Origin of the sequence: Alistipes megaguti, assembly GCF_944320325.1 — a bacterium.
GTDB lineage: Bacteria > Bacteroidota > Bacteroidia > Bacteroidales > Rikenellaceae > Alistipes > Alistipes megaguti.
Genome location: NZ_CALUHA010000010.1, coordinates 38,147 through 62,711 on the forward strand (window position 1 = coordinate 38,147; position 24,565 = coordinate 62,711).

A 24,565-nucleotide genomic window follows, 5' to 3' on the forward strand; every position below is an offset into this window, starting at 1 on the left:
CCTCAAGGATACGATGAAAAACCTGCTTACGACGGCTCTCGCACTCTGCCTCGCACTCGGAGCCGCAGCCCAGACACCCGATTCGACCCAAGGGTACCGCTTCACCGAAGGCAAGATCCTCCGCACGACGCCGGTCAAGGACCAGAGCCGCAGCGGCACCTGCTGGTGCTACTCGACGATGACGATGCTCGAGAGCGAGATCCTCCGCGCCGGAGGTCCCGAGATGCACCTCTCGGAGATGTGGATCGTCCGCCACTCATTCATGGACAAGGGCGAGAAATACGTCCGCCTGCACGGGAAGCTCAACTTCGCCGAAGGCGGCGCCTCGCACGATGTGACCGAGGGAATCAAACGCCACGGAATCGTCCCCTTCGAGGTCTATCCCGGATTGAACTACGGTACGGAGAAGCCCGACTTCCATGAGATTTCGGCCGTACTGAAGGCTTATCTCGATGCCGTCATCGAGGCTTCAGGCGAGAAGAAGCCCCTCTCCACGGCCTGGAAACGCGGTTTCAACGCCATTCTCGACGAATACTTCGGTCCCCTGCCCGAGCGTTTCACCTACCAGGGCAAGGAGTATACCCCGCAGACGTTTGCCGAATCGCTTCCAATCCGCATGGACGACTACGTCGATCTCTCCTCCTTCACGCACCACCCCTTCTACGAACCCTTCATGATCGAGGTGCCCGACAACTGGATGTGGGCTTCGGTCTGGAACCTGCCGCTCGACGAGATGATGCAGACCATCGACCATGCCCTCGAAAACGGCTATACGGTAGCCTGGGGCACGGACGTCAGCGAAAAGGGATTCAGCCGTACGAAGGGCATCGGCATCATCCCCGAGGCCAGTCTCGAAGGGATGAGCGGCACGGAGGCCGAGAAATGGGGCAAACTCACAGACCGTGAGAAGGAGGCTGCCCTCTATAGCTTCGACAAACCCGGCAAGGAGCGCACGATCGACCAGCAGATGCGCCAGGAGGCCTTCGACAACTACGAAACCACGGACGACCACGGCATGGTGATCGTCGGCACGGCCACGGATCAGATCGGGAACCGATACTACAAGGTTCAGAATTCGTGGAACGTCGTACCGCCCTACGACGGTTTCTGGTACTTCTCGCGTCCGTTCGTCGCCTACAAGACCACCTCGATCATGGTCAACCGCAACGCCGTCCCCAAGGAGATCCGCAAGAAACTCGGCTGGTAAACCCACCAACCGATCTCCCCAAAAGGGAAGCGCCCGACTCACCATGGAGCCGGGCGCTTCCCTTTTTATTGAAGTTTTAAATTTAAGTCGTTGTTAAAGGGAGATTTACATCTCACGATACTTGATGCTCTCTCCCAACATAATCAGAGCAGTACGTAACCACTCACCAAGCTTTGCCTTCATAGTAAATAATTTTAAATAATTATTAAAATATTTTATCATTAAAGCGACGGCAAAGGTAATGCGACGGAAGCAAACTTGCAAATATTTTATTAAGATTTTTTACGAAATATATAAATTTTTTGAAGAACACCCTGAATGTCGGCTGCACACACAAGGGATACATCCGAGCAACATGCTGTATTACAATAGATTACACTATACCCAGAGAAGAAACGGGGGCAGTCCGACGTTCGGATAAAATTCCAAGAAGAGCCTCTCAACAAAAAGAGACCACCAGAAAACCGTCGGAACAGGCCGAGGAGAGCGTCACCGGCATACCGGAACCAATACGCCCGACCAGCCGGCCACCGGCCAGATCAGCCGCTTCGATATGGAGATCCTCGCGGAAATCGAGCCCGCTCCGACCGGCCAGTTTGTAGAGAGTCTCCTTGGCACACCACACATAGCCCGGCCACAACGGATCCGTTGACAGACAGCGCTCGGCCGACGTCATATAACGGTCGGCCACACGGGAGAAATCCCGGCCGGACGGTTCGATATCAATGGCACAAGGATGTTGGGAGAGGCAGACAGCCACCCGTCCGTCGCAGTGCGAGACCGAAACGAAGGCCTCCCCGTCGGGAAGAATCGGGGCTCCCAGGTCGTTATACGCAATCCGGACATCCCGTCCCAGCTCGCGTCTTACCAGGGTCCGCCAGGTGAGGTATTCGCTGCGGCGGCGTTCGTTGCGGAACGTGGCAGCACGGACCTGCTCCCCGGGAGTGGTCCATGCGGCCGTTTCGTCGGGTGTCATCGGCCGTTCGATGATCAGACGGGGTATCATGGAAGATCGACGCGGATTTTGTCGATCCGATGCCCCTCCATCTCCTGAACCGTGAAGCGGATACCATGTGAGAGGAAGGTATCCCCCTTGCGCGGGAAGTCCCGCTTGAGTTCGAGCATCAGACCGGCCAGGGTATCGGCCTCGCCCTTCACGTCGGCGAAGGTATCCTCGTCGAGTTCGAGGATCCGCTCGAAGTCGCCCAGATGGGTCTTGCCCTCGAAGAGGTAGGTCTTGGCATCGAGACGCGTATAGAAGGTCTCTTCGTTGTCGCTTTCGTCCGAAATCTCCCCGACGATCTCCTCGATGATGTCTTCAAGCGAAACCAGCCCCAGCGTCGAACCGTACTCGTCAACCACAATGGCCATGTGCACCTTGTTCGTCTGGAAATCGGCCAGCAGATCGTTGATCTTCTTATGCTCGGGGACAAAGTAGGGTTTGCGCATCAGCTGCTGCCAGGCAAAATCCTTCCCGTTGTTGATATAGGGGAGCAGATCCTTCACGTAGAGGGTTCCGCGGATGTTGTCCATATCCTCCTCGTAGACCGGAATGCGCGAGAAGCCCGACTCGATGATCGTATGCTTCACATGTTCGTAGTCGTCCGTGATGTCGAGAGCCGTCATGTCGACGCGCGGTTTCATGATCTCCTGCACCTCGGTGTTGACAAAGTTGACGATGCCCGAGAGCATCTCGTGCTCCTCGGGGCTCGAGCTCTGGGTCATGTCCACGGCGTCGGCCAGCTCGTCGAGCGAAATCTCGCTCTTGTGGGCGGCCTTCTCGCTGATGCGGCTGCTGGCATGGACCAGCAGGTAGGAGAGCGGGTAGAAGATCCACCGCAGGACCGACAGCGGACGGGCCACCATGAGGGCGAAACGCACGGGCATGGTCTGCGCCAGCACCTTCGGAAGAATCTCGCCGAACAACAGCAGCAGGAAGGTGACCAGCACCGTCTTGAAGAGGAATTCGAAACGCAGGAAGGTGAACAGCGAATCGATGATCCCTGCCGTGAGGATGACAATGCAGATATTGACCAGGTTGTTGACCACCAGAATCGTGGCCAGCAGCAGATCGACATCCGAGAGCATGCGCAGGACAGCCGCGGCCCGGGGGCTGCGACTCTTCTGAAACTGGCGGATATCGTTGTGCGAAAGCGAGAAGAACGAGGTTTCGGAGCCGGATACCAGCGCCGAAATACTCAACAAGAAGAGTGTCACCGCACACAGTACGACGACATGAGGCGTAAACCCGTGAAAGGCGATCCAGGAATAAGCGGCTTCTTCCAAGTTTTCCGGCTATTGGTTAATCAAACAGCGATCCACCCTTCGGCTCTTCACGCTGCGTATTTTTTGCGGGGGTCTCCTCCTTGATCACCTCCTTGCGCCCGCCGGGCATCTGGACGATGAACTTCGAATTGCGCGTCTGGTAGGCCGGTTTGGCCAGCAACGCATCGATATCTCCATAACGGGAGGATTTCGCACCCAGCATCACCTGCTCGGGCTGACGAACAACCGGTTTAGGCGCCGCCGGCTTGATCGGCTCCAGCACCGGAGGTACGGAGGCCTGCTCGGGCTTCGGCGTCGTCTGTTCTGCCGTACGCTGCGCCGGGATAATGGGCTTCATGCCATGGGCCTCCTCGTCGCCGTCGAATCCCGTGGCGACCACCACCAGCTCGATGGCATTGCCCAGCTGCGGCTTCTCGCTCGTACCCCAGATGATGTTGGCATTGTGGATGACCCCCTGTTCGTCCTGCACGCTGGCATGCGACTGGATGTACTCCAGAATCTTGACCACCTCCTCGTACATCAGGCTGTCGGCATTCGACACCGAGATGTTCAGCAGGATATTCTTGGCTCCGGAGATCAGATTGTGGTCCAGCAGCGGCGAGCGCAGTGAAGCCTCGGCAACCGCCTCGGCACGATTGTCGCCCTCGGCCGTGGCAACGGCCATGTGGGCCCGGCCGCTGTCGCGCATCACCTTCGAGACATCGGCAAAGTCGACATTCACCAGATCGCTCTCCACGGTGATGATCTCGGCAATGCCCTTGGCCGCCGAAGCCAGAATGTCATCGGCCTTTCCGAAAGCCTGCTTGAGCGAGAGGCGTCCGTAGATCTCCAGAATATTTTCGTTGTTGATAATCAGCAGCGAATCGGTCGTACCGCGCAGTTCGTCGATACCGCGGAAGGCCTGTTCGTAACGGATCTTACCCTCGACAGCCAGCGGCGAGGTGACGATGGCCACCGTCAGAAGCCCCATCTCCTTGGCAAGTTTCGCAATCACGGGCGAGGCACCCGTACCGGTTCCGCCGCCCATGCCGGCCGTGATGAAGAGCATCTTGGTGCCGGCCTCCTCAAGTGCCTGCCGGATCTCGGGGAGTGTCTCGACGGCCGCACGGCGTCCGTTTTCGGGATCGTTGCCCGCTCCAAGGCCCTCGGACCCCAGGCGGATCTTCTTCTCCACGGGGCTCTTGTCCAGCGCCTGCTGGTCGGTATTGCACACCATGAAGGTGACGCCCCGGATTCCGAGGTTCCACATGTGATTCACGGCATTGCCTCCGGCTCCGCCCACGCCGACCACCATGATAATCGATCCATCGGTACGCGGAACCTTGATTTCCGACATCAATTCGTCTGTCATATCTGAATTCTCTTTTTATCGTCTCCATTCGAGGCGGGTCGGGGTCTTCGGCAAACCGGCCTCCCCAAACCCACACTCCATATCTTTTCCTGCTCTCATTGTCCGCCATCACAGTCCGTACTCGGCTTCGGCGGTCCCTTCTCGGCACCCACATTCTCCGGCGGCCCCTCCTTCTCAGATGCCCCTCGGCGGCCCTTCTTCTCAGATACCCCTCGGCGGCCCCTTCTTCTCAGATACCCCTCGGCGGCCCCTTCTTCGCCCCCCTCGATCAGATTTCCTCGTCCTCGGCGGCCGAGAAGCTCTTGTTGATCTTGTCGAAGGTATTCTGGAAGATCGAGCGCCAGTCACGTTTGCGGCGGGTTTCGGGCTGATGCTTCTCCTCCTGCGGCTCCTCGGCGGGAGCTACCGGCTCCGATTCGGCCGGTTCGGGAGCAACGGCCGCAGGAGTCGGCTGTGGCTGGCGCGGCGACACGTGGCGGAAGCTCTCCGGGGCCGGAGGCGTCGGCGTATAGGGCTGACGCATGCCTGAAGGCCGCACCGGATTGGGAATATTCATCCCCGGAGCAGCTGCTGTCGAAGCAGCGCTCTGCGTCGTGGCGGCCGGGGCCACCGGATTCTCGATGACCATACAACCGCCCAGCTCAGCGCCGTGAAGCAGGATGCCGACCACCGTCGAAAGAGCCGGATCGGCCACCTTGGCCTTCGACGTCCCGGTGATCCCCTCTTCGGGGAGCGCAACACGGACATCCATGCCCGTTATGCGGCGAAAGAGCTCGTCGAGATGTTTGAGTTTGGCCGAGCCGCCCGTCAGCACAATGCCGTAGACCAGTTTGTCGGCAAAACCCGAATCCTTGATCTCCTGCTGCACGAACTCCACGATATCCGTGGCCCGGGCCTCGATCACCGTGGCCAGGTTCCGCAACAGGATGTCCTTTGCCTCGCGGGGCGTACGTCCGTTGACGCGGACGAGTTTGTCCTCGGGGGCCAGTTCGGCCACTGCCGAACCATATTTGAGTTTGAGGCTTTCGACCAGCTTCTCGGGCACGCTCATCGTGCGGATGTCGCTGTTGATGGCCGAGGCGCCCATCGGGATCGAGGCGATGTAGCGGATCACGTTGCGGTAGTAGACCGTCACGTCGGTCACACCGGCGCCGACGTTGACCACCGCAGCCCCCTCCTCCTTCTCATCGGGGAGCAGCACGGCCTCGGGCGTGGCCATCGCATCGGAGACCACCCCCAGCATCCGGATGCCGAGACGTTTCAGAGCCATGTCGAGACGCTGTATCGGCGTCTTCTGGCAGAGAATGAAGTTGAATGTCGAGCCGAGTTTCTTGCCGAACGACCCCACGGGGTTATGCACCTCCTGGCTGTCGTCGACCACGTAGTTCTGGGGGACACGCTCCATGATCGTCTCGTCATCGGGCGCCTGGACGTTGCGCATCCGGTCAAACAGGGCGTCGACATCCTTCTGGTTGACGCCGTTCTGAGGATCGTAGACAAAGACGTGGTCCGTGTGGCGGGCGCAGCGCACGAACTCACCGGAGATCCCCGCATAAGCCTCCGTGATGCGGATGCCGAACTGCTCTTCGACCTCCGAAACCGCCGACCGGATAGCCTGACTCACCAGTTCGATGTTCTCGATCAGGCCCGCATGAACGCCCTCCTTCACGGGCTTCGTAACGACACACGCCACATCGAGCAAGCCCTCCGGAGTCCGCTCCCCGACGGCTACCTTCACCGACGAGCACCCCAGATCGATCGCTACGGTATAATTTTTTCTTTCCACGGTATATTGTTCCTTTACTTTTTGCAGACTACCTGATTGTCGTATCGGATGTCGATCACCCGGTAGGTGTCCCAGCCCAGCGTCGAAAGACCGTTGCGGTAAAAGCGCAACAGTTTGTCGAACTTGCGGTCCACCTCCTCCAACCGACCGAAAAGGATCGTATAGTTGCCGCTGCGCGGGGTCAGCTCTACCTCCAATGCTCCGCTGGGGGTCGTATAAGCGGCTATCTGCACCACCTCCGACCTCCAGAAATCATCCTCTTCGACAGTCTCCACAAAGGTAAGGAGTTTCATGAAATCTTCGTAGCTTTTCTCCAACTTTTTTTGTTTGCGGAGCTCGGCCTCCTGCTGGCGGTCGATCCGTTCGAGCTCGTCGCGAATCACCCGCGTGCGGTAACGCCACGTCCGACGCGCCTGCGCCTTCTTCTCCCGCAGCTGTTCGACGCGTTTGTCGAAAGCCTCGGCACTCTCGCCCTTCCACCAGCGGCGCTTCAGCCGTTCGCGACGAATCATCCGATACTCATTCTCGTAGGTCTGTTCACGCCGGTAAACCGGGATCTTCGACCGTTCGAGTTCGGCAATCCGCTCGTCGCACTGCCGCAACCGCTTGTCCAGGTAATCGCGCACATCGCCCACATAATCCGTCGGGAAGGGAGGCCTGTAGGAGCCCGTCACCACCGGCACGTAGAGCGACGAGGCCCGCGGTGCCGCAAAGACATATCCCGCCGAGGTGACATAGGCGTTCATCCCGTCGGTCAGCAGTCGCAGCAGCGGCTCGCGCGGCGAGATCTTCACGTGCAGCACCCCCGGATCGGAGACGTAGGCCACCACCCGCTCCACAAAGCCGTTGCGGGCGATCAGCCGTTCGATTGCGTGCAGATCCACCTCTCCAACTGCCGTGCCGATCGTGCCGATTCCGCTCTGTGCAATCCAGCTCCGCACCTGCCGGCCCGTCACCAGATAGCCCTGCGACGTACTGTCGACCACCTCGATCTCCAGACTCCGGACCTGCCGGACCCTACGTGCACGGTACACCGAGATCCCCGCCCACACCATGTAGACGAGAACACCCAGCCACAGGGCTCCCAGAATGACCGGTCGGAGATATTTCAGGGTCGGTTTCGCCATCGGGCTTCGGGATCAGGATTTCCGTTTGAGCACCTCGGCCAGCGCCTCGCAGCAGGTGTCGATATTCCCGGCTCCGAAGCTGATCACCACGTCGGTATCCATCGCGGCGACCGTCTCGGCCAGATGTTCGCGGTCGACGATGCGGCACGGGACCGTCACCCGTTGGGCGATGATCTCCGACGTGATCCCCTCGATGGGCTCCTCGCGGGCCGGGTAGATCGGCAGCAGCACCACCTCGTCGGCATGCGACAGCGCCTCGGCAAACTCCACGTAGAGGTCCCGCGTGCGGGTATAGAGGTGAGGCTGGAACAGTGCCGTGATGCGCCGTCCGGGGAACATCTTCCGCACCGACGTCAGCGTGGCGGCCAGTTCGCGCGGATGGTGCGCATAGTCGTCCATGTAGACCTGCTTCGGCGTATTGACATAGAACTCGAAGCGGCGCTTCACCCCCGAGAAGGTGGCCAGCGCCTCACGAATCCGATCGGCGTCCAGCTCCTGACCCACGAAATGGGCCGCACACCAGACGGCCGCCACGGCACCCACCGAGTTTTCGATGTTGACCCACCCCGGGACGCCGAGCGTACACCCCTCGATCGCCCCCGACGGCGTGACGATGTCGTAGCGATAGTGTCCGCCGCCGATCAGCTCGACGTTGCGGGCGTAGAAGTCGCACGGCGTATCATAGGCGTAGCGATAGACGGTGATCTCCGAATTGTCGATCGTCAGATCAAGCCCCTGCTTGATGATGAGGTAGCCGTCGGGGCGGATCTGGCGGATGAACTGCACGAAGGCCACCTTCAGAGCCTCGTGCGTACCGTAAATGTCCAGGTGGTCCGGGTCGGCCGAGGTGACCACCGCCACGTCGGGGTACAGGTGCAGGAACGAACGGTCGAATTCATCGGCCTCGACGGCCAGCCGTTTGCCGTCGCCCAGCACCAGATTGCCGTCGAAGTTCTTCGAGATGCCGCCCAGAAAGGCCGAGCCGCCGCCCGTCAGCGCACGGTTCAACCATGCGATGAGGGTCGAGGTGGTCGTTTTGCCGTGCGTGCCGGCCACCGCCATCACGTATTTCCCCTCGGAGAGATGTCCCAGCATCTGCGAACGCTTCTCGATACGGAAGCCGTGTTCGCGGAAGTAGGTGTATTCGCTGTGGTCGTGCGGCACGGCCGGCGTGTAGACCACAATCGTGCGGGCCGGGTCGAGGAACTCCGCCGGGATCAGCCGCACGTCGTCCTCGTAGTGGACGGCGGCTCCTTCGGCCTCCAGCTGATCGGTCAGACGGGTCCGCGTGCGGTCGTAACCGCCCACCCGGCACCCTTCGTGCAGAAAATAACGCGCCAGGGCACTCATTCCGATGCCCCCGATTCCGAGAAAATAGACACTCTTGCGTTCCATCATTTTATCACTTTGAGGATCTCATCGACAATATCGTCCGCTGCGTGGGGTTTGGCCAGCAGCTCCAGATTGCGGCTCATCGCCGCCAGCCGCTCACGGTCGCCCAACAGCTCCAGGGCCAGCGGCATGGCCCGCGTGCAGCACTCCGCGTCGGGAACCACCACGGCCGCCCCCTTCGCTTCAAGGGCCCGGGCATTCTTCGTCTGGTGGTCTTCGGCCACGTTGGGCGAGGGCACGAAGAGCACCGGACGAGCCACCAGACACAGCTCCGAAACCGTGCCGGCACCACTGCGCGAGACGACCAGATCGGCCGCCGCATAGGCGTAGTCCATGCGTTCGATGAAGGCCCCCTGCCAGACATGCGCCGCGGGGTGGGCCGCCAAAAAGGCCTGCATCTCCCGCTCGTAATACTTGCCCGTCTGCCAGATCACCTGCACGGGTGCCTTACCCCCCGTATCGAGGATCCATTGCTTCATCATCTCGTTGAGCGAACGCGTCCCGAGCGATCCGCCTACGACCAGAATCGTCGGCAGATCGGCCGTCAGTCCATAGTATTTCAGCGCCTCGGTGCGATCGGCCCCCTGCTTCGAGAAGCGTCCCCGCAGCGGATTGCCTGTCAGCGTGATGCGGTCGGACGGGAAGAAGCGCTCCATCCCCTCATAGGCCGTGCAGATGCGCCGTGCCCGCCGGGCCAGGATCTTGTTCGTCACCCCGGCGTAGGAGTTCTGCTCCTGGATCACCGTCGGGACGCCCATGTGCTGGGCCGCCCACAGCACCGGAGCACTCGCATAGCCGCCGAAGCCCACCACGGCATCGGCCCCGAAATCACGGATCACGCGCCGCGCCATCCGCAGGCTTCGCAGCACCTTCAGCGGCACGAGCAGATTGTGCCAGTCCAGACGGCGCTGCAGACCGGCGATCGGCAGACCGACGATCCGGTAACCCAGCGCCGGGACCTTCTCCATCTCCATCTTCCCTTCGGCGCCGACGAACAGCAGTTCGACCTCGTCGCCCAGACGGCGTTTCAACGCCTCGGCAACCGCCACGGCCGGATAGATATGGCCGCCCGTACCGCCGCCCGAAAGAATAATTCGTTTCATATCGTTTTTCCGTTTCAACTTTTCCATTTTCTCCAGCCGAATCGGAACCCGGAAAACCCACGTCTTCGGTTTCTACATCCGACTCTTTACTCGGGTTTTTGGGTTCGGGCCATTTGTCCGCCCCGCCCTTTAGCCAACTCCCTCATCCTCCTTTCATCACCGCCTCGCCTCCCTTTCATCGTCATCGCCCGTTCGTCGCCTCTTTATTCTCCCGTTCGTCACCTCTTCATCATCTCTTTGCCGTCCTTCGCCGTCTCTCCATCGGTCCTTTATCGGCCCCAGGTCCCGCGGTCCAGCGAGCGGTAGCCGATCGCTTCGGCCACGTCCGCCGCGGCAATCTCCCGGCGACCGGCCAGATCGGCAATCGTGCGGGCCACCTTCAGAATCCGGTCGTAGGCCCGAGCCGACAGCGACAACTGCTCCATGGCCCGCTGAAGCAACGCCTCCGAAGCACTGTCCAACCGGCAATACTCGCGTAGCAGACGCGAATTCATCATCGAGTTGGTATGCACCCCCTCGACGTCGCGGAAGCGTTCGGCCTGAAACTCCCGGGCCCGGATCACCCGCTCGCGAATCGCGGCACTCGGTTCGCCCGGGGCCGCCGAGGCCAGTTCCGCGGGGGTGACGGGCGTCACCTCAACCTGCAGGTCGATGCGGTCCAGCAGCGGACCCGAGATGCGCCCCATGTAGCGGTGCACGGCCCCCGGCGAACAGGTACAGGGTTTGGTCGGATGGTTGTAGTAGCCGCACGGGCAGGGATTCATTGCCGCCACGAGCGTAAAGTTGGCCGGATACTCGACGCTGTACTTCGCCCGCGAGACCACGATGCGCTTCTCCTCGAGCGGCTGGCGCAGCACCTCGAGGACACTCCGTCCGAATTCGGGCAGCTCGTCGAGGAACAGCACGCCGTTATGGGCCAGCGACACCTCGCCCGGACGCGGCGACTGTCCGCCGCCGATCAGCGCCACCTGCGAGGTGAGGTGGTGCGGAGCCCGGAAGGGGCGCAGCGTCATCAGTCCGCCGGCAAAGCCGCTCTTCCCGGCTACGGAATGAATCTTCGTCGTCTCGAGGGCCTCCTCGCGCGTCAGCGGCGGGAGGATCGTCGGCAGACGCCGCGCCAGCATCGTCTTGCCCGAACCCGGGGCGCCGATCATCAGCACGTTGTGGCCTCCGGCCGCAGCGATCTCCAACGCCCGCTTGACGTGGGTCTGCCCCTTGACATCGGCGAAATCCTCGGCATAGTGCATCCGCGAGGCGTCGAACGGATCCTCTGCGGACGGAAGGGTCGGCGCGATCGTCCGTTCGCCGTTCAGGTGGGCGATGACCTCGCCGAGCGTGGCGGCGCCCACCACCTCGATCCCCTCGACCACGGCCGCCTCGGCGGCATTCTCCGCCGGGAGAATCAACCGCCGCAACCCCTCGCGCCGCGCCGCAACAGCCAGCGGAAGCACCCCGCGCACGGGTCTCAGCGAGCCGTCGAGCGACAACTCGCCGACGAGCATCGTATCGGCCACCGCGTCGGCCGCGATGCGCTCCATCGCCGCGAGGATTCCCACGGCGATCGGCAGATCGAATCCCGACCCCTCCTTGCGCAGGTCGGCCGGAGCCAGGCTCACAACCACCTTGCGGCCCGACATCCGTTCGCCCGAGTTCTCGAACGCCGCCCGGATGCGCTGTTCGCTCTCCTTGACGGCGTTGTCCGGAAGCCCCACCAGATACAGACCCAGCCCGCCGCCCGTGATGTTGACCTCGACGGTCACCTTCACGGCGTCGATTCCCAACAGGGCTCCGGCGTATGTACGGACAAACATGATGGACGCGTTTTTTTCGGATCAGAACGGCGCCTCGTCGTTCAGATTGGCCGAACGGTTGACGTCGAACTCGCCCCCCATGGCACCGCTCAGGGCGCCGCCTGCCGGAGCCGCCCCGGCGGGGAAGTTGTTCGAACCGCTCGCATAATCGTCGTAGGCCTGCTGGCTCTCGGTCGCATCGGCCGGCGGCAGCATCGAATCGTCCAGGTCGGCAAAGCGCGCCTGCTCCTTGAGGAAGCGCAGCGGCACGTCGCACACCGCACCGTTACGGTGCTTCGCAAGGATAATCTCGGCCATACCCGCCGTGGGCATACCGTTCTCATCCTGCGTGATGCCGTAATACTCCGGACGGTGGATGAAGGCCACGATGTCGGCATCCTGCTCAATGGCACCCGACTCGCGGAGGTCCGACAGCTGCGGGCGTTTCGAACCGCCGCGCATCTCCGTCGCACGGCTCAGCTGCGAAAGGGCGATCACCGGCACGTTCAGCTCCTTGGCGATCGCCTTGAGCGTACGCGAGATGAAGGCCACCTCCTGTTCGCGGTTGCCCTTCGTATCCTGGTTGCCGGTCATCAGCTGCAGGTAGTCGATGATGATGATCTTGATGTCGTGGTGGATCTTCAGACGCCGCGCCTTCGAGCGGAACTCGAAGACCGACAGGGCCGGCGTATCGTCGATATAGAGCGGAGCGGCACCCAGCGGTTTGGTCGCCGACTCGAGGTGGCGCCACTGCTCGGGGGTCAGACGACCCGACTTGACGTCGTTGCCCGAGAGGCCCGTCTCGGCGATGATCAGACGCATCATCAGCTGCACGGCCGACATCTCCAGCGAGAAGAAGGCCACGCCCTGTTCGTGGTCGACGGCCATGTTGCGCGCCATCGACAGCACGAAGGCCGTCTTACCCATCGAAGGACGCGCCGCCACGATGATCAGGTCCGACAGCTGCCAGCCCAGCGTCACGCGGTCCAGCGCCGCGAAGCCCGACGGCACGCCGCTGTACGAACTGGTATTCTTCGAGGCCTCCTCGATCTGCTCGAGCGCCCGGGCCAGGATCTCCTTCGACGACTGCACGGAGCGCTTGACGTGTCCCTCGGCCACCTTGAAGATCTCGCCCTCGGCAAAACCGATCAGCTCCGTGACGTCGGTCGACTCGTCGTACGACCGCTTCTGGATCTCCGTGGCCGAGCGGATCAACTCGCGCTGGACATACTTCTGGGCAATGATCTTGGCATGGAACTCCACGTTGGCCGCCGAGTCCACCTTCTGGGTCAGCTGAGCCAGATAGGCGGCGCCGCCCACCTTCTTCAGCTCCTTCTTGGCCTTCAGCCGCTCGGTCACCGTGTAGAGGTCGATGGGCTTGAGCTCCATCGAGAGCTCCTCGATGGCCTTGTAGATCAACCGGTGCTCCTCGGTGTAGAAGGCCTCCGGGGTGATGAACTCCTGCACGGCAATGATGCTGTCCTTCTCGAGCATCAGCGCGCCGAGCACCGCCTCCTCCAGCTCGACAGCCTGGGGCGGCACGTTGCCCGCACCCTCCGTCAGGGCCTCGTAGGCCTCGCGGTTGCGCGAATAGGCGCTGCCGCGCTGGGTTGTATTGTTGTAGTCTCTTGCCATGAATTTTCCGCTCTGTTCGGACCTCAAAAATACGGATTCGGCCCGACATATCAAAACCTCCCGGGCATACTTTTTTCAGATTCGCCCCGCCGCGGCCACCACCGCAGCGAGAGGCGCGGCCGGATCACTCCCCGACACCCAGTTCACGCTGCGAAACGGCCAGCGCCGCCAGGCTGATCCGGCAGTCGGGAACCGCCCGCAGGATCTCCGCGGCACACGACAACAGGGTCGAGCCCGTCGTCATCACGTCGTCGACCAGCAGCACGTGGCGACCGGACAATCGCTCCGCATGCCGCACGGCAAAGGCCCCCTCGACATTCCCGGCCCGTTCGCGGCGCGACTTGCGAGCCTGGCTCTGCGTGTTGCGCCGCCGGTAGACGCTCCGCCGCTCGACCCCGACGCCCAGCTGGCGGGCAATCCCCTCGGCAATGTATTCCGACTGGTTGTAGCCCCGCCGGCACCGCTTGAAAGGGTGCAGCGGCAGCGGAACGACACAATCCACATCGCCGTAGAGCCCGCTCTCGCGCAGGTAGCGCCCGTACCACTCGCCCATCTCGCGCGCCGTACGCCACGCACCGCGGTACTTGAACGAGTGGATCAGCTGCCGCCAGCCGCTCCGGTGGACGAAATAGAGGAATCCCGAGGCCTGCACGACGGGCACCTGCCCCCAGCATCGGCGCACGACGGGGTTGTCCGCCTCGCGCCAGAAGCCCGTCAGCGGGGCCGTGGCGCGGCAGAGCGTGCAGACCGTCCGCTCGCCCCGCGCGAGAGGTTCGCCGCAGACGGCACACCGCGCCGGGAAGAACAACGACGCCACATCGTGCAGCAACTCACTGAGGATCGACATCCACCACGACGGTTATGGCCCTGCAGGCCGGATTTTCAGAGAAAGATTTCAGCTCGGCGCCCAGCAGTTCGCGGGCCCGGGCCGACGAGGCCCCGCTCTCGATCTTGAGCAGCAGCCCCACGAGGTATTCGCCCCGGATGCGGTCGACCGGCGGGGTCATCGGCCCCAGCACGCGCCGCCCGAAGCGCACGCGCAGCCGTTGCGCCAGCTCCATGACGCCGCTGCGCAGCGTCTCGGGATCGCGGTGGCGCAGCGTAAGCGACGTCAGCCGCGCGTAGGGCGGGTAGAAGAACTGCTGCCGCTCGGCCAGTTGCGTGCGCACCATCGCCTCGTAGTCGCCCGTGGCCACCTGGCGGATCACCGGATTGGTCGGGTCACCCGTCTGGATCACCACCTCACCCCCGTCACCGCGCCGCCCGGCCCGGCCCGAGACCTGCATCATCAGCTGGAAGGCCCGCTCCGCAGCCCGGAAATCGGGGTTATTCAGCAGGTTGTCCGCATTGAGGATTCCGACAAGCGAGACCCCCGCAAAGTCAAACCCCTTGGTGATCATCTGCGTACCGACCAGAATGTCGGTGCGCCGCGCCGCGAAATCGTCGATAATGGCGTTGAAGGCGCGCTCCGAGGTGACGCTGTCACGGTCCAGTCGCGCCACACGCGCCTCGGGGAAGATCCGCGCGATCTCCTCCTCGATCTTTTCGGTTCCGAAGCCCACCGGGACCACATCCGTCACACGGCACGAGGGGCACTTCGCCGGCACCTCCTCCGTATGGCCGCAGTAGTGGCAGACCAGCTTCCGGCCGCTCTTGTGGTAGGTCAGCGTCACGTTGCAGTTCGGGCAGCGCGCCGTCCACCCGCACTCCGTACACTCGACATAGGGCGAGAACCCCCGCCGGTTCTGGAACAGCATCACCTGTTCGCCGCGCTGGAGCGTCTCCCCGATCTTGTCCAGCAGCAGCTTGTTGAAGTGGGCGTGGCGCTCGCCCCGGCGGGCCGCACGCAGCGTGTCCGAGATGTAGACCACCGGCAGCCGCGCCTCGCCGTAGCGTTCGTTCAGCACCGCCTTTCCGTATTTGCCCAAAGCGGCATTCGACCACGACTCCAACGACGGCGTGGCGCTGCCGAGCAGCGTGCGGCCCCCGGTCAGCCGCGCCATCACCACGGCGCAGTCCCGGGCGTTGTAGCGCGGCGCCGGATCCACCTGCTTGTAGCTGGCGTCGTGCTCCTCGTCGACGACGATCAGTTGCAGGTGTTTCAGCGGCAGGAAGATCGACGACCGTACCCCGACGACAAACTCGCCCCCCTGCGACCGGCTCAGCCGCAGGTAGGTCTCCGTACGGCGGCGGTTCGTGAGTTTCGAGTGGTAGGCCGTCACGCGACTGCCGAAGATCCGCTCCATGCGTTCGATCAGCTGGGCCGTCAGCGCAATCTCCGGCACGAGCAGCAGCACGTCGCCCCCCCGCGCCAGCACTTCGGCGATCAGGTGGATATAGATTTCGGTCTTGCCCGAGCCCGTGATTCCCTGCAGCAGCGCCGTGCTCCGCCCGGCGGCAAACTGGGCGCGCAGCGTATCGAGTGCCTGCTGCTGGTGGGGACTCAGCTGCGGCAGGCGGAAGGTCGAGCCGCCCCGTTCGACGGTACGTTCGTGCTCCGTGCGCCGGATCAGCCCCTTGCGTTCGAGCGTATGCAGCACCGTCGAATCGGCCTGCAGCAGTCGCCGCGCCACCTCGCCCGTCGAGATGCGCGTCTCGTCGCCCGCCGAGGCGATCTCCAGCAGCGCCTCGTACTGGCGCGGAGCCCGCCGTTCGAGGCGTTCGCACACCTCGTGGAAGGCCTCCTCGCCGCCAAGTTCCGGCGCCAGCGAGACGTAACTCTCCATCCGGGGGCGGAACTCCTCCTCCGAAAACTCCTCCTCGGTATCGCCCGAGGGCTTCATCAGCGACGGCAGCGCACAGCGCATCACCTCGCCCACCGAGCACATGTAATACGAGGCGATCCACTCCCACAGCCGCCGTTGCGGGGCCGAAAGAAGCGGCTCGTCGTAGAGAATACGTTGTACGGATTTGATACGCGGGAAATCGGGACGCCGCTCATGCAGCCGCCAGACGATCCCCGTACAGAACTTGTTGCGCGGGCCGAACCGAACCGCTACGGCCTGCCCTTCGCGGAGCGTCAGCCCCTCGGGCACAGCAAACGTATAGGCCGGTTGCGCCAGTGGCAGGATGATATCGGCATATTGCGGCATTCGATCGCGTCAGACCTTGTTGATGGCCTGGAAACCCTTGCCGTAGACCCCCATCACCGAACCCACGGTGAGGAAGGCGTCCGGATCGATCGTCTTGACGAACTTCAGGATCATCGCCGTCTCGCTCTTGCGGCAGACCACCATCACGATCTTCGACTTCTCCTTCGAGTACCACCCCTGCGAATCGATCAGCGTCACGCCGCGGTGGATGTTCTGCGCGATGGCGTCGGCCATCTTCTCGTAGTCGTGCGTGACGATCAGCACCTGGCTCGACTGCCGGCTGCCGGCCATGATCATGTCGACCGTATAGCCCACTACGGCCGTCATCACGTAGCCGTAGATCACGGCGCTGATGCCCTTGCCGACGAGCAGCGACGAGGCGATGATGACGAAATCCGAATAGATGAGGATCTTGCCGTAGCTGATCGTACGGTACTTGTTGATGATCATCGCCACGATGTCCGTACCGCCCGTCGAGCCCCCCTGCGAGAAGCAGAGCGCAATACCCGCACCGGCCAGAATACCGCCCATGACGATGGCCAGCAGGTTGTCGATGCCCAGGAAATTGCCCTCGGGAAGCACATCCTGCCAGAAGTTCATCCCCACGGAGATGACCAGCACGCAGAAGATCGTCTTGATGCCGAAATTCCACCCCACGATGAACCCGGCAACGATCAGCAGCACGGCGTTGATCAGGAAGACCATCGTACCGATCTGGATGTGGAAGCCGATGTTCTCGAGCGCCGTGCACAGCACCAGCGAAAGTCCCGCGGCACCACCGCCGACACCGTTGGCCGGAAGGATGCAGCCGATCCAGCCGAACGAATACAACATCATGCCGAAAAACATCAGGAAATACTCCTTGACGGTCCTCAGCACCAGTTCCAGTGTAATTCTAGGTTTCATGGGCGATTGATTATTCGGCAACAGGCCCCGTACGGTCGATCCCGGAGATCCGGATTCCGCCGCCTTCGGACGCTCCTATTGGGGATTGTTTTCTTTATCCTCCACAAAGGTAGTAAAAATTTCGCCTTGCCAAACATCCCGTTCCTCCAATCTTCGCTCCAACATCGAGAGAAGTTGTTCGTTGCGCACCAGGCCCCAGTTGCGGCCGTAGTGGTAGCGCGGCGGGGCCTCCGAAGCGAAGCGTTCGACAACCAGATCGGGGCGCAGGCGGCGGAGGATCTCCACGAAGAGATCGAGGTACTCGTCGAGCGTCCAGAAGCGGAAGCGTTCGGGGTGGGCGTCGTACTCGGCGGCCATGGCCGTGCCGCGGAAAACCTGCAGCTGGTGAAACTTCACGGTCGTGAGCGGCAGGGCGTTGATCCGTGCCGTCTGTTCGAGAAGCATCGCGTCGGTCTCGCCCGGGAGCCCCAGAATGAAGTGCCCTCCGACGCTGAGGCCCCGCTCGGCGGTCATCCGCACGGCCCGCCGGGCGGCGGCAAAGTCGTGGCCGCGGTTCACGGCCCGCAGCGTCGTATCGAAGGTCGACTCGATGCCGTACTCGACGGCCACGTAGCGGTCGCGGGCCACGCGGGCCAGATAGTCGAGTGTCCGCTCGTCGATGCAGTCCGGACGCGTGCCGATCACCAGCCCCGCCACATCCGGATGGCGCAGCGCCTCGCCGTAAAGCTCCTGCAGGCGCTCCAACGGCGCGTAGGTGTTCGAGTAGGACTGGAAATAGACCAGGTAGCGCTGTGCCGTGCGGTAGCGGTTGCGGTGAAACTCGATCCCCTCGTCGATCTGCTGCGTGATGCTCTTCGACGGCGAGCAGTACGACGGCGTGAAGGCGCCGTTGATGCAGAACGTACACCCGCCGCGCCCCAGCTTTCCGTCGCGGTTCGGACAGGTGAAGCCCGCATCGACCGAAAGCTTCTGCACCCGGCCGCCGAACCGCCGGCGGAAGTACCCCGCATAGGAGTTGAACCGCCGGCTGTCACCCCACGGATAGATCATCGTCCCCGCGTGCGGTTAAAGCCCCCAGTCGGCGGGGTTATACTCCGTCTTCGGGACGTTCGGGACGTTGGCGAAGTAGTGGAATCCGGTGAGCTGTTCCAGCTCCGCCAGGCTGATCATGTCCTTCGACGAAACCCGCACACCCATGAGGTTGTTGTTGTGGCAGCGCACGAAGACGGCGCACATCAGCTCGTCGGCCGAACACTCCATGACCGATTTGCCCGTCCGGCCCGACTTGGTGCGCAGGGCCGCGATGTAGAACATCGTCGGGCACGAAACGTCGTTCCGCCCGCCGAACGAGATCTTCTTGGGCGAGGCCGTATTGCCGTAGCGGTCGGTATACTTCTCGAAATAGGTGCCGATGACCAGGTAGGTCGTATCGGCGCAGACCTTCGTGTCGATCCAGTCCTCGAGGATGTTCCATCCGCCGTCGCCCGTATTGAAGGAGGAGGAGTACTGCGGGGCAATGTTCGTATAGTAGAAGACCTGGCGGTTGACGGCCCTCGTCACCAACCGCTCGGCCGAACCGAGCATGTGCCCCTTGTTGCAGCCGCCACCCGTTGCATCGCTGTTGTACTGAATATCGGAGCGAATATCGGGATCCTTGCCGTAGGCATCCGTCCGATTCGTACCTTTTACCTCATAGCAGGCGTGCCGCGGCGCGGCCACCCACACCGGGCAGTGGTGCTCGGCGCTGTAGCAGACCGTATAATTGCGGGCCAGATGGCCGTCAACCCGGAAATCGGGGCAGATATGGTGGGCGTAATAGAGGTCGGGGTCGCCCTTTTCGATCGGGAGTTCCGCCCAGCCCGAATAGGCGGTCAGGCCGCCCTCGGATGACGACGTCGTGAAGCGGCCCATATCGCTCACGTAGCGCTCGCCCTGCCACTCGGCGCAGAGGCGGAATTCATACGCGGTCGAGGCCGTCAGCCCACTCAGCGTCACGCTCTTGACGCCCGTACCCGCCGTCACAGGCTTCTCCACGTAGCTGCCGCCCGAGGCGGGTCGATACTCGAAGCGAAGCGTATACTCCGACGTCGGGGCCTCGAACGTGAAACCGCAGCTGAGCGTCGCCCCCGAAGCCGTCACGTTCGTGGCCGAGGGGGTACCGAAGGCCGGGCCGTCGGGATCGGGTTCCGGAAGTTCGGTGGCGGTTCCCGTCGTAAAGGTCGTGCCGGTGCTCTGCATGCGGGCTCCGCCGAAGTCGGCGTAGGCATAGACCACATAGAGCGTCTCGGGCTGCAGGTTGCTCAGCGTGGCGGCGATCGTGCTGCCCGAAGCGGTGACCGTAGCCGTCGACTCGAAGGAGCCGACGCCAGCCGATGTCACCGCGGCATAGGTGAAGCCCGAATTCGCTCCGGTCAGCACGCCGGCGCCGAATTTCGTCTCGCAACGTACCTCAACGGTCGTGCCGTTCACCGTACTCTCGGGGGTCAGGAACCATTCGCTGCCCGTCACACCACTCTCCTTGTCGGAGTCACAGGCGGTCGAAAAGAGCACCAGACCGCCCATCAAAAGGGTAAAAATGCGTTTCATAAACTTAACGGATCATTCTTGCCGGGGCATCTTACAACATCCCCGATCCACATGAGTTATTTTTCTGTCGTTAAATGGTTTGTCATCGAAAACTCCACGCCGAGGCATCGAACGTCTCCTTCGGGGCATTGGGGACGTTTACGAAAAAGCGCATGCCGGTCAGCCGCTCGATCTCGGCCACCGACACCATGTTGGCCGAAGGCTTGCCGCTCGGATAGGCCCTGTTCTCGAACCAGAAACCCACACACTGGAGCTCTTCGGCCGACATCTCCTGCACCTTCCGCCCCGTATCGCCATCCTTCGAACGCAGCAGCACCCGGAAGAAGTGGCTCGGAACCCGACACGGATTTCCGGCCTTGTCGGTAACCGTCGCCGTCTCGTGCACGCCCCACACGCCCGAGACGACGTAAAGTGTATCGAGGCAGATGTTGTTCCAGCAATCGGCCTCGAGCGACGACCAGACGCCGCTGTTGAAACTGTTCTGCCACTGTGGCGCCACGTTCGTCACATAAAAGGTCTGCACGTTGGCCGCATAGTTCACCGTGCGGTCCTCCGAAGCCAGCAGATGCCCCTTCGAGTAGCCGGGCTGCGGCTGGTAGGAACCGCTGGTCAGCGACGACTGGATCAACCGCGGCACCTCGGGATCATAGGCCCACTTGTCGGTCCGCGTCTGATTGCCCTGGTAACATTTGTGCAGCGGGAAGGCCGACCATACTCCGATCCGCCCCTCCACGTCGCAGCAGACCGTATAGTTGCGGCCGCCGGGAAGCCCCTCGCAGTAGTGGGCCGCATAGAAGAGCTCCTCCGAGGCGGGATCCATCGCCGGGAGTTCGGCCCATCCCGTCCGGGTCGTAAGATCCTGGCTCTCGGGCGCGGGAACGGTCCCCGTGCGGAACGACGCCGCAGGGCTCTCGATCCGTACGGAGCCCAGCGTCGCAAAGGCCCGGACCGTATAGCGGGTATCGGGCAGCAGATCCTGCAACCGTCCCGTCAGCGTCGAGCCCGTCACGGTGATGTCCCGCTCGATCTGCGAGCTCCCGGACTCCGCCGTACAGACGAATCCCGCATTCTCCGCCGTCACGATCCCCACACCGAGGGTCGTGGTGCAGCTCACCCGCGCCATCATCCCCTCAACCTCGACCGTCGGCGTATCGAACCACTCGCCGGATGATTCCGACTTGTCATCGCCGCATGCGAAGAATACGGTCCCGAAGGCCCAGGCTGCACTCAGCAGCAGCATCGTCTTCTTCATAAGGAAAGGTTCAGGCGTGTTATTCTTTGTTTTTGGAGTCGATCCAGATGGTTACCGGACCGTCATTGAGCAGTTCAACCTGCATGTCGGCACCGAACTGTCCCGTGGCAACGGGCCGTCCCAGCAGTTCGCCAACCCGCGTGGCGAAGCGTTCGTAAAGCGGCCGCGAAACGGCTTCGGGTGCCGCCTTGATGTAGCTCGGGCGGTTGCCCTTGCGCGTCGAGGCCATCAGCGTGAACTGGCTCACCACCAGCACCTCGCCGGAGGTCTGCACCACGTCGCGGTTCATGACGCCCGCCTCGTCGTCGAAGATCCGAAGCCGTATGAGCTTGCCGGCCAGGTATTCGAGATCCTCCTCCCCATCGTCGTTCCCCACGCCGACGAGCACCAGCAAACCCGCTCCGATGCGGGAGTAGAGCCGGCCGCCGATCGTCACGGAGGCCCATTTCACACGTTGTATCAATAGTCGCATATCGTTCGGGATTTCGTTCCTGCGCAGCAGAGGCGTCGTGCGGCCTCCGCTACAGATTCTCGAAAGCGGCCCAGAGGTTGTCCCCCGCCGGAACGGGCGCCACAACCGAAATCAGTTCGTGACGCACCGGGTGTTCGAACTCCACCCGCCGCGAGTGGAGCGAGATCCCCCCGCCGGGCAGCGAACGCCGCGCCCCGTACTTCAGGTCACCGCGGATCGGGCAGCCGATCTTCGAGAACTGGGCCCGGATCTGGTGGTGACGTCCCGTCAGGAGCTCCACCTCGACGAGCGTGTAGTTGCGGCCGCGACCCCGCGTCTCGTAGCGCAGCCGCGCCTCCTTGGCATCCCCTTTCGGGGCGTCCAGAGCCCGCGAACGGTTCGTACGGCCGTCGCGCAGGATGTAGTGGTGCAGTTCACCCTGCTCGGGGACGGGCGTCGCCTCGGTCAGCGCCCAGTAGATCTTGTGGATCCGCCCCTGACGCAGCATTTCGTTCAGCCGCGTCAGCGCCTTGGAGGTCTTGGCGAAGAGCACCGCACCGCTCACCGGGCGGTCGATGCGATGGACCACCCCCAGAAAGACGGCGCCCGGTTTGGCGTCGCGCTCCTTGAGGAAGGCCTTGATCTGATCCTCCAGAGCACTCTCGCCCGAGGGGTCCGGCTGCACAAGGTCGCCGGCGTATTTGTTCACCACCAGCAGGTGGTTGTCTTCATAGAGTATGTCGTTCGGGTGGAACATCCGCAGCTTACAGGATAAAGGTGAAGGGAAGCAGCCGGGCGGCCTCGTCGACCACCGATGCCGAGCCGCCGCCGCTCATGATGACACGGATCGGGCTGCCCTGGCGCCGCTCGACGTCGACCAGCACCTGGCGGCACTGTCCGCAGGGGTAGCATTCGCGCTCCGAGGGGTCCGAAGCGATGGCCAGCGTCTCGATCGGATCGTCGGCATGGTTGGCCTCGGCATAGAAGAGCAGCGTCCGCTCGGCGCAGAGTCCGGCAGGGAAGACCTCGCTCTCGGAGTTGCTGCCGTGCAGGATCCGCCCGCTGCGCAGCCGCGCAGCCGCCCCAACGCGGAAGTTCGAATAGGGAGCATAGGATCGCTTCGTGGCCTCTTCGGCCTCGGCAACCAACAGGCGGTCCGCTTCGGGAAGTTCCGACAGCGCCGCATAATGTTCATAATCGAAACGGAACTGCTTTTCCATAAACGCCTCCTTTTTTACAGGGGTGAATCACAAAGGTAGAAAATATTTCCGAATCCCGCAACAGCTTCGTCCCGACAGCCGGACGGTCGTCGGGCGGAACGCACCCCGAAGACAAAAAAACGGACGGAAGAGATTGATTTGGAAAACCTCTTCCGTCCGGGATCTGCAGCCACAGGCGCCAGCAGCCGAACAACGCCGCACGCCCGCCGGTCATCACCCGCCCGCCGGGTGCCGACACAGCGCCGCTACTCGAGCACGAACTTCGCCTGCACGCCGTACTCCAGCCGCAGGGTCTTGAACTCGAGCGGGTCCTCCTCGACCTGCATCTCGGCCGTCGCCACATCCTTGGCGCTGCGCATCAGCACCATGTTGTCATACACGGCCGGCACGACGTTGCTGTTCGAATCGTAGATATAGAAGCACCGTCCGACCTGCTGCCCGATCGCCTCGGCCAGCGTGGCGGCATTCTTCCGCGCATTGCGAATCGCCTCGACGCGAACCTCCTCCTTCAGCTGGTCGATCTTCGAGTGCGAAACCTTCAGGATCGAGACGTTCGAGATGCCCAAATCGTCCAGCGCCTGCCAGACGCGGGCCACCTCGGCCGACGAACCCAGCTGCAGCTGGTATTTGGCCGTGGCCACCGAGCTCTTCTTCTTGAAGAACTCACTCGAGAGGTTGGCCACCTTGAGCTGCTTGTCGATATCGACGTTCAGCCGCTTCAGCGCCGCAATCATGTCGCGCTGCTGGCTCTCGACCGAGATCTTGCCCTTCGAATCGCGTTCGTTGATAATGATCTGCAGGTAGAATTCGTCGGGAGTGATCTCCTTTTCGGCCCGTCCGTAGACCTGGACGTAACTCGGGAATGCCTCTTGAGTCTGGGCAGCGGCCGGGAGCGCCACGAGCGCCGCAACGGCCCACAAAATCAATCGTTTCATCATCTTCGGATTTTAAATGTACAACAGGGCCTCCGCTCCCGCTTCCGAGGCGCCCGATTCCGGGGCCGGGAGTCGCTGTGGAGAGCCTTTCTGACAGAAAAACGGGAAACATGCGAAAATACTGCATCGCACGGAGCGGAATCTGCCATGCGGTGCGGCTACCGGTGTAAGGCGCGCCAGCGTTTCAGCTCGCGTTTCGACAGCTCGCGCAGGAGCAGGTCGTCGTTCATCACCCCCTGGCAGACCCTCTTCTCGCCGATAAAGAGATCGCCTTCGGCCGTAGCAAAGCGCCCCTTTACGTAGCGGGTCCGCGGCTGCGCCTGCAGGGGATCGTCGCCGGGATCGAAAGCCCGCCGCGTAAGCATGAAAGCCGTAAAAAGGCGATTCATCATGGTTTGAAGTTTTAAGGTTGTTCAATCGGTTGCCGGGCCCCGGAAAAAGCGGGG

At 62.4% G+C, this 24,565-nt stretch carries 21 protein-coding genes; 1 reads left to right on the forward strand and 20 read right to left on the reverse strand.

Features of this window, described 5'->3' with window-relative positions; translation table 11 throughout:
* Positions 1 to 13 precede the first annotated feature (13 nt).
* On the forward strand, positions 14 to 1,207 hold the full coding sequence (locus tag PUQ42_RS04275; protein WP_122120126.1) for a C1 family peptidase: 1,194 nt from the start codon (positions 14 to 16) through the stop codon (positions 1,205 to 1,207).
* Between the two features lie 439 nt (positions 1,208 to 1,646).
* Here the strand turns inward: PUQ42_RS04275 and PUQ42_RS04280 are convergent, their stop codons facing one another.
* From PUQ42_RS04280 to PUQ42_RS04375, 20 genes are all read right to left on the reverse strand, one after another.
* Entirely contained in the window at positions 1,647 to 2,213 is a 567-nt protein-coding gene (locus tag PUQ42_RS04280) for a 4'-phosphopantetheinyl transferase family protein (protein WP_122120125.1), read from the reverse strand.
* Complete coding sequence (gene gldE / locus PUQ42_RS04285; protein ID WP_273371292.1) at positions 2,210 to 3,493, reverse strand: gliding motility-associated protein GldE; 1,284 nt, start codon at positions 3,491 to 3,493, stop codon at positions 2,210 to 2,212. Before gldE ends, PUQ42_RS04280 begins: the two co-directional genes overlap by 4 nt.
* 16 nt (positions 3,494 to 3,509) lie before the next feature.
* The gene (gene ftsZ / locus PUQ42_RS04290; RefSeq protein ID WP_087309685.1) at positions 3,510 to 4,844 is read right to left on the reverse strand and encodes a cell division protein FtsZ; all 1,335 of its coding nucleotides are present in this window, start codon (positions 4,842 to 4,844) and stop codon (positions 3,510 to 3,512) included.
* Positions 4,845 to 5,112: 268 nt separating this feature from the next.
* The gene (ftsA, locus tag PUQ42_RS04295; protein WP_122120122.1) at positions 5,113 to 6,630 is read right to left on the reverse strand and encodes a cell division protein FtsA; all 1,518 of its coding nucleotides are present in this window, start codon (positions 6,628 to 6,630) and stop codon (positions 5,113 to 5,115) included.
* Positions 6,631 to 6,644: 14 nt separating this feature from the next.
* Positions 6,645 to 7,757, reverse strand: a complete 1,113-nt coding sequence (locus PUQ42_RS04300; RefSeq protein ID WP_273371297.1) for a cell division protein FtsQ/DivIB — start codon at positions 7,755 to 7,757, stop codon at positions 6,645 to 6,647.
* A gap of 12 nt (positions 7,758 to 7,769) precedes the next feature.
* Positions 7,770 to 9,152: a UDP-N-acetylmuramate--L-alanine ligase gene (gene murC, locus PUQ42_RS04305; RefSeq protein ID WP_273371300.1), complete on the reverse strand. Its 1,383-nt coding sequence runs from the start codon at positions 9,150 to 9,152 to the stop codon at positions 7,770 to 7,772.
* Positions 9,152 to 10,252: an undecaprenyldiphospho-muramoylpentapeptide beta-N-acetylglucosaminyltransferase gene (gene murG, locus PUQ42_RS04310; RefSeq protein WP_273371302.1), complete on the reverse strand. Its 1,101-nt coding sequence runs from the start codon at positions 10,250 to 10,252 to the stop codon at positions 9,152 to 9,154. The genes murC and murG overlap by 1 nt, the downstream gene beginning before the upstream one ends.
* Before the next feature lie 269 nt (positions 10,253 to 10,521).
* Positions 10,522 to 12,063: a YifB family Mg chelatase-like AAA ATPase gene (locus PUQ42_RS04315; RefSeq protein ID WP_273371304.1), complete on the reverse strand. Its 1,542-nt coding sequence runs from the start codon at positions 12,061 to 12,063 to the stop codon at positions 10,522 to 10,524.
* A gap of 21 nt (positions 12,064 to 12,084) precedes the next feature.
* Positions 12,085 to 13,677, reverse strand: coding sequence for a replicative DNA helicase (dnaB, locus tag PUQ42_RS04320; RefSeq protein WP_273371306.1), 1,593 nt, complete (start codon positions 13,675 to 13,677; stop codon positions 12,085 to 12,087).
* Between the two features lie 124 nt (positions 13,678 to 13,801).
* On the reverse strand, positions 13,802 to 14,524 hold the full coding sequence (locus PUQ42_RS04325) for a ComF family protein (protein ID WP_087309675.1): 723 nt from the start codon (positions 14,522 to 14,524) through the stop codon (positions 13,802 to 13,804).
* A complete protein-coding gene (gene priA / locus PUQ42_RS04330) occupies positions 14,508 to 16,769 on the reverse strand; it encodes a replication restart helicase PriA (RefSeq protein ID WP_273371309.1) in 2,262 nt (753 codons plus the stop codon). The genes PUQ42_RS04325 and priA overlap by 17 nt, the downstream gene beginning before the upstream one ends.
* Positions 16,770 to 16,778: 9 nt before the next feature.
* Positions 16,779 to 17,675 (reverse strand): YitT family protein, encoded by an 897-nt coding sequence (locus PUQ42_RS04335; protein WP_122120115.1) that lies wholly within the window; start codon positions 17,673 to 17,675, stop codon positions 16,779 to 16,781.
* A 75-nt stretch (positions 17,676 to 17,750) separates the two neighbouring features.
* Complete coding sequence (gene mnmL, locus PUQ42_RS04340) at positions 17,751 to 18,725, reverse strand: tRNA modification radical SAM protein MnmL/YtqA (protein ID WP_273371311.1); 975 nt, start codon at positions 18,723 to 18,725, stop codon at positions 17,751 to 17,753.
* Positions 18,726 to 18,740: 15 nt separating this feature from the next.
* Entirely contained in the window at positions 18,741 to 20,261 is a 1,521-nt protein-coding gene (locus PUQ42_RS04345; protein ID WP_273371313.1) for a DNA/RNA non-specific endonuclease, read from the reverse strand.
* A gap of 82 nt (positions 20,262 to 20,343) precedes the next feature.
* A complete protein-coding gene (locus PUQ42_RS04350) occupies positions 20,344 to 21,513 on the reverse strand; it encodes a DNA/RNA non-specific endonuclease (protein WP_273371315.1) in 1,170 nt (389 codons plus the stop codon).
* A 19-nt stretch (positions 21,514 to 21,532) separates the two neighbouring features.
* Complete coding sequence (gene dtd, locus PUQ42_RS04355) at positions 21,533 to 21,985, reverse strand: D-aminoacyl-tRNA deacylase (RefSeq protein ID WP_273371317.1); 453 nt, start codon at positions 21,983 to 21,985, stop codon at positions 21,533 to 21,535.
* A 49-nt stretch (positions 21,986 to 22,034) separates the two neighbouring features.
* Positions 22,035 to 22,721, reverse strand: a complete 687-nt coding sequence (locus PUQ42_RS04360) for an RluA family pseudouridine synthase (protein ID WP_273371319.1) — start codon at positions 22,719 to 22,721, stop codon at positions 22,035 to 22,037.
* A 7-nt stretch (positions 22,722 to 22,728) separates the two neighbouring features.
* A complete protein-coding gene (locus PUQ42_RS04365) occupies positions 22,729 to 23,184 on the reverse strand; it encodes a cytidine deaminase (protein WP_273371321.1) in 456 nt (151 codons plus the stop codon).
* A 245-nt stretch (positions 23,185 to 23,429) separates the two neighbouring features.
* The gene (locus PUQ42_RS04370; protein ID WP_122120109.1) at positions 23,430 to 24,119 is read right to left on the reverse strand and encodes an SIMPL domain-containing protein; all 690 of its coding nucleotides are present in this window, start codon (positions 24,117 to 24,119) and stop codon (positions 23,430 to 23,432) included.
* A gap of 158 nt (positions 24,120 to 24,277) precedes the next feature.
* Positions 24,278 to 24,511: a hypothetical protein gene (locus tag PUQ42_RS04375; protein WP_273371326.1), complete on the reverse strand. Its 234-nt coding sequence runs from the start codon at positions 24,509 to 24,511 to the stop codon at positions 24,278 to 24,280.
* Positions 24,512 to 24,565 lie beyond the last annotated feature (54 nt).